The following is a 3986-nucleotide window of genomic DNA, read 5'->3' on the forward strand; positions in this document are numbered from 1 at the left end:
TAAGTGAACAGCATTGCGGCACGCCGGGCTTTTTTGTGTATTTCATTCAGCCGGTGTTCAGCCCGGCAGCGTTCTTTTCTCACGCGCTTTGGCAGCGCGCAGACGCCTGATTTCCATCGGGTCAGCCAGCAAGGGGCGATAAATCTCGATTCGCTCACCCGCCTCCAGCACTCGCGCTGCAGGGTCAGCGACCACCTTGCCGAAAATACCCACAGGGCACTGCGCCAGATCCAGCTCGGGAAACTCCCGATCCATGCCACACAGCGCCAGCGCCTGACGTACCGACGAGCCTGCCGGCACATCGACCGTCATCAACACCTGATGCTGAACCGTGGCATACACCACTTCGATCTGGATCGACACCTCAGCCATGCAGCTCTTTCGCTCGTTGGCAGAATGCGTCCACCAGCGTGTTGGCCGCTTGATTGAACAACGGCCCCAACGTGGCGCGCACAATCGTTCCGGCGTAATCGAAAGACAAATCCAGGCTGATCTTGCAGGCTTTTTCACCCAGCGGCTTGAACGTCCAGACGCCATGAAACTGCTCGAAGGGCCCCTCGACCAGATCCATCACAATCGATTCGCCGGGGACCAGCGTATTGCGCGTCATGAACTTCTGACTCAGACCGCCCTTGGCGATCTCCAGGCTGGCGCGCATTTGCGACTCGCTGGCGTCAAGCACGGTAGCGGAAGAGCACCACGGCAGAAACTCGGGATAACGAGCCACGTCATTGACCAGGTCATAAAGGAAACCGGCCGGGTACGGCAGTAAAGCAGAGCGTTGTATGTGCGTAGTCATGTGAGCGTCATTTCCAGAGCTGAGCGGCAAACACCACAAGAATGCCGAGCGGCGCCACGTAGCGCATCAAAAAGAACGTCAGGTTGAAGAGCAGCGGACTGCGAATCGACAATTCGTCGCGCACCGCCTCACGGCCCATCACCCAACCAGCGAATACTACAAAACACAACCCACCCAGCGGCAACATAACCCGCGAGGTGAAGAAATCAATGACTCCAAAGAAGTCCAGGCCATTCGATGCGCCCCATTGATAGAGGTGGAATACGCCTCCATCGTTCACGAAAAACTTGGCTTTTTGCCAGATATTGAACGAGAACACCGTTCCCAGACCGACAAACCAGCAGGTAAATGCCAGCCAGAACGTCACCCAGGCACGGCGAATACGGGTGCGCTCGACCAGGTACGCAACCATCGGCTCCAGCAGCGAAATAGCAGAGCTCCAGGCCGCAACCGCGACCAGCACAAAGAACACCACGCCCATCAACTGCCCGAACGCAACGTTACCAAATGCAAACGGCAGCGCGACAAACATCAGCCCCGGCCCCTCGCTCGGGCTCAGCCCTGCGGCAAAGACAATCGGGAACAACGCCAAGCCGGCCAGCAGCGAAACAAACGTATCGAGCAATGCGATGCACACGACCGTCGTGCTGATGGAGGCGCCTTTGGTCATGTACGCGCCGTAAACCATGATCGAGCCAACGCCGACGCTCAACGAGAAGAAGGCGTGCCCCATTGCTGGCAGCAAACCGTCCAGCACCTTGTCAGGGTTGAAGTCGAACATAAAATGCACGCCTTCCATGAAGTGCCCGGTGGTCAGGCTATAGCCCAACAGCGCCAGCATCAGCAGGAACAGCATCGGCATCATGACCCGCAGGCTGCGCTCCAGCCCTGCCTCGACACCTTTGCCGATGACCACAGCCGATAGCAGCATAAAGACCGTGTGCCACAAGATCAGCCGCCAAGGGTCGGCAATCATCGCGCCGAAATACGCACCGACCTGATCCGCCGTCACGCCCTGAAAATCGCCACGCCCCATGTCGATGATGTAATCCAGCGACCAGCCGCCCACCACGCTATAAAAGGAGAGAATCAGCAGCGCCGTGATCATCCCGGCAAAAGCACCCCACGACCAACGCGCCGAATGCCCCGCCTCCACCGCCAGCGTCCTGAGCGCATTCGCAGGACTGAGCCGCGAACGACGACCAATCAGCGTCTCGGCGATCATCACCGGAATGCCGATCAACGCGATGCAGGCCAGAAATACCAGTACAAATGCGCCGCCGCCATAGGCACCGACCATGTACGGGAATTTCCAGATACTGCCCAGCCCCACGGCAGAGCCGGTGGCAGCCAGGATGAACACCCAGCGACTTGCCCAGCTACCGTGGACCGAAACCTTGTCCGTCGACATTATTGAAACGCCCAGCCAAAAAAGATCGCGCATTGTCCGGGATTCAACCTTTGTGCTCAAGCACACGCTTTCCCGTAGCCGACATTGATGCAACTCCCTATAATGCGCCCCCTATGGCTAAGCTCAAGAAACACCCTACAGGGACCATCGCGCAGAACAAAAAGGCGCGCCACGATTACTTCATCGAACACAAGTTCGAGGCCGGTCTGGTCCTGTCTGGCTGGGAAGTAAAAAGCCTGCGTGCCACCAAGGTACAGCTGGTTGACAGTTACGTGCTGCTCAAGGACGGCGAGGCCTGGTTGATGGGTTGCCACATCACGCCTCTCAAGACTGCCAGCACGCACGTCATCGCTGACCCGACACGCACCCGTAAACTGCTCCTGAACCAGCGCGAGCTCGAAAAGCTCACCAGCTCGGTTCAGCAAAAAGGCTACGCCTGCGTCGCCCTTTCCATTTACTGGAAGCAGCACTTGATCAAGTGCGAAATTGCTTTGGGTAAGGGTAAAAAGGAATACGACAAGCGCCACACCGAACGCGAACGCGATTCGGACCGTGAGCTGCAGCGCGCCGTGCGCACCAAGGGCAAGGACGACTAGCCCTTTGCGAGCGCCAAATGCCTTGAATCAGGCATTTGGCGCTGCGCCGCTTCAATCATTTCGCCTCCCCTTCCTACCCCGCATAATCACACCCTCAACGCGAAGATCGCCCCACTTTGGTGCCTTAACTGCCCAATGTGGCTTTTTCGCATCTGTGCAAAAATAAAATAGAACGCCTGCGTGACAGCACAGTCAATCCTTTAGGCCCTGAAAATGAACGGGCTTTCAAACCCTCGGGCGACGGCGTCAACGACCGGCCATACCGAGTCCACAGGTTATAAGGAGAGACACATGATGCGTACCGCCCTCACTGGATTGTTCCTCAGCGCCGCCCTGTTGGCTTCGCCGGTTTTCGCCGCCGATGACTTGTGTGGCGCCAACATCAAAACGATCGAAAACGCCCAGGCTTCCTCCGGCACCAACCTGAGCCCTGAAACCAAGACCATGCTCGAAACCACCGAGAAAAACGCCAAAGCGGCCCAAGCGCAGAACGATGAGAAAAAATGCATCGAGATCACCACCAAGGTGATCACCTCGCTGAAAAACACCGGTTCGGGCAGCGAAGGCACCAAATAACACCCTCGATCAGGCCAGCCAGCGGGCTTGCCTGATCGATTGCAGCAAACGGGTCGACGTGGCACGCCAATCGGCGTACACTGCGCCCCAGCGACTGCGAAAGCAGTCTCGGGGCCGATTTGGATTCGACGCCGGTGATGAAACTTTAGGTGCATGCCGAGTTGGTAACAGAACTCGTAAATCCACTGTTGCAACTTTCTATAGTTGCCAATGACGAAAACTACGGTGCTCAACTAGCTGCGTAAGCAGCCTAGCCGCACTTCTGGTAGCTTCGGCTCCAGCAATCATCAGGGGATGCCTGTAAACCCAAAATGATTGTCATATAGAACAGGATCGTCGCCTAGTACGTTGTGGACGAAGCGACTAAAACTTACGCAACTCGCCCAATGCACCCTGCCCGTCGGGTCGCTGAGGGTTAACTTAATAGACACGGCTACGCATGTAGTACCGACAGCGGAGTACTGGCGGACGGGGGTTCAAATCCCCCCGGCTCCACCAAATTGCAAATGAAGACGCCCTAGTGTACTGTTTTCGAAAAAATCAGCCACCAACTAACGGAAAATTCAAATCTTATCAATAGCTTAGCTTGCAGGTTATGGGTAAC

5 protein-coding genes and 1 other RNA gene are annotated in these 3986 nt (G+C 56.6%); 3 read left to right on the forward strand and 3 right to left on the reverse strand.

The features are described 5' to 3' along the window. Positions 1–57: 57 nt before the first annotated feature. The 3 genes from DW49_RS0124440 to DW49_RS0124450 are packed head-to-tail and all read right to left on the reverse strand — an operon-like array spanning position 58 to position 2210. A complete protein-coding gene (locus DW49_RS0124440; protein WP_005620435.1) occupies positions 58–372 on the reverse strand; it encodes an RnfH family protein in 315 nt (104 codons plus the stop codon). Further along, positions 365–799, reverse strand: a complete 435-nt coding sequence (locus DW49_RS0124445) for a type II toxin-antitoxin system RatA family toxin (protein WP_005620437.1) — start codon at positions 797–799, stop codon at positions 365–367. The genes DW49_RS0124440 and DW49_RS0124445 overlap by 8 nt, the downstream gene beginning before the upstream one ends. Before the next feature lie 7 nt (positions 800–806). Then, positions 807–2210 (reverse strand): sodium-dependent transporter, encoded by a 1404-nt coding sequence (locus DW49_RS0124450; protein ID WP_024420486.1) that lies wholly within the window; start codon positions 2208–2210, stop codon positions 807–809. Positions 2211–2323: 113 nt separating this feature from the next. Between DW49_RS0124450 and smpB the strand changes: the two genes are divergently transcribed. From smpB to ssrA, 3 genes are all read left to right on the forward strand, one after another. Beyond that, positions 2324–2806 carry an SsrA-binding protein SmpB gene (gene smpB / locus DW49_RS0124455; RefSeq protein ID WP_003377471.1) on the forward strand — a complete coding sequence of 161 codons (483 nt, stop codon included), beginning with the start codon at positions 2324–2326 and terminating at the stop codon, positions 2804–2806. Positions 2807–3097: 291 nt separating this feature from the next. Beyond that, positions 3098–3382, forward strand: coding sequence for a hypothetical protein (locus tag DW49_RS0124460; RefSeq protein ID WP_005620440.1), 285 nt, complete (start codon positions 3098–3100; stop codon positions 3380–3382). Between the two features lie 110 nt (positions 3383–3492). Beyond that, positions 3493–3880: a transfer-messenger RNA gene (gene ssrA, locus DW49_RS1000000131215) on the forward strand. Positions 3881–3986: the final 106 nt, after the last annotated feature.

Origin of the sequence: Pseudomonas avellanae BPIC 631, assembly GCF_000444135.1 — a bacterium.
Taxonomy (GTDB): domain Bacteria; phylum Pseudomonadota; class Gammaproteobacteria; order Pseudomonadales; family Pseudomonadaceae; genus Aquipseudomonas; species Aquipseudomonas avellanae.

What these genes read in the sequence shown, in the direction of transcription:
- DW49_RS0124440 (WP_005620435.1), bottom strand. Translation starts at nt 372, where the DNA reads ATGGCTGAGGTGTCGATCCAGATCGAAGTGGTGTATGCCACGGTTCAG.
- smpB (WP_003377471.1), top strand. Translation starts at nt 2,324, where the DNA reads ATGGCTAAGCTCAAGAAACACCCTACAGGGACCATCGCGCAGAACAAA.
- DW49_RS0124445 (WP_005620437.1), bottom strand. Translation starts at nt 799, where the DNA reads ATGACTACGCACATACAACGCTCTGCTTTACTGCCGTACCCGGCCGGT.
- DW49_RS0124450 (WP_024420486.1), bottom strand. Translation starts at nt 2,210, where the DNA reads ATGTCGACGGACAAGGTTTCGGTCCACGGTAGCTGGGCAAGTCGCTGG.
- DW49_RS0124460 (WP_005620440.1), top strand. Translation starts at nt 3,098, where the DNA reads ATGATGCGTACCGCCCTCACTGGATTGTTCCTCAGCGCCGCCCTGTTG.